The sequence below is a fragment of the Actinomadura sp. GTD37 genome, from assembly GCF_041951365.1.
Lineage (GTDB): Bacteria > Actinomycetota > Actinomycetes > Streptosporangiales > Streptosporangiaceae > Spirillospora.
Genome location: NZ_JBGNUS010000027.1, coordinates 1 through 1,022 on the forward strand (window position 1 = coordinate 1; position 1,022 = coordinate 1,022).

The 1,022-nt window shown below is 65.8% G+C and carries 1 pseudogene; it reads right to left on the reverse strand.

Going from position 1 to position 1,022, the window contains the following annotated elements:
- Nucleotides 1-1,022, reverse strand: a pseudogene (locus tag ACA511_RS40590) (alpha-1,4-glucan--maltose-1-phosphate maltosyltransferase); the annotation flags it as partial.

A 1,022-nucleotide genomic window follows, 5' to 3' on the forward strand; every position in this document is an offset into this window, starting at 1 on the left:
GGGTGGTTGTTGCGGAGTGTGTTGAGTTGGGTGATGAGGGGGGCGATGGTGGTGTTGTTGCGGGTGGCGGTGTCCCAGTCGCGGGGGCGGTATTGGTATTTTTCTGAGTCGCGGTATTCTTCGCTGCCGGGGCGGACGGGGGTGTTTTCGCAGAGTTCGTAGCCTGCGTAGATGCCCCAGGTGGGGGAGAGGAGGGCGGCGAGGATGGCGCGTATTTTGAAGGCGGGGGGTCCGCCGTGCTGGAGGTAGGGGGGGAGGATGTCGGGGGTGTTGGTGAAGAGGTTGGGGCGCATGTAGGTGGCGGTGGGGCCGGTGAGTTCGGTGAGGTAGGTGCGGAGTTCTTCGGCGGTGTTGCGCCAGGTGAAGTAGGTGTAGGACTGGTGGAAGCCGGTTTTGGCGAGGGTGTGCATGGTGGCGGGGCGGGTGAAGGCTTCGGCGAGGAAGAGGACGTCGGGGTGGGTGGTGTTGATGTCGGCGAGGAGGCGTTCCCAGAAGGCGATGGGTTTGGTGTGGGGGTTGTCGACGCGGAAGATGCGGACGCCGTGGTCGATCCAGTGTTCGGTGATGCGTTTGATTTCGGTGTAGAGGCCGTCGGGGTCGTTGTCGAAGTTGAGGGGGTAGATGTCCTGGTATTTCTTGGGTGGGTTTTCGGCGTGGGCGATGGTGCCGTCGGCGCGGGTGGTGAACCATTCGGGGTGCTGGGTGACCCAGGGGTGGTCGGGGGAGCATTGGAGGGCGAGGTCGAGGGCGATTTCGAGGCCGTGGTGGGCGGCGTGGGCGGTGAAGGCGTCGAAGTCGTCGAGGGTGCCCAGGTCGGGGTGGATGGTGTCGTGGCCGCCGTGGGGTGAGCCGATGGCCCAGGGGGAGCCGGGGTCGTAGGGTCCGGCGTCCAGGGTGTTGTTGGGGCCTTTGCGGTGGGTGGTGCCGATGGGGTGGATGGGGGGGAGGTAGACGACGTCGAAGCCCATGTCGGCGATGGCGGGGAGTCGTTTCATCGCGGTGCGCAGGGTTCCGGAGGTGGG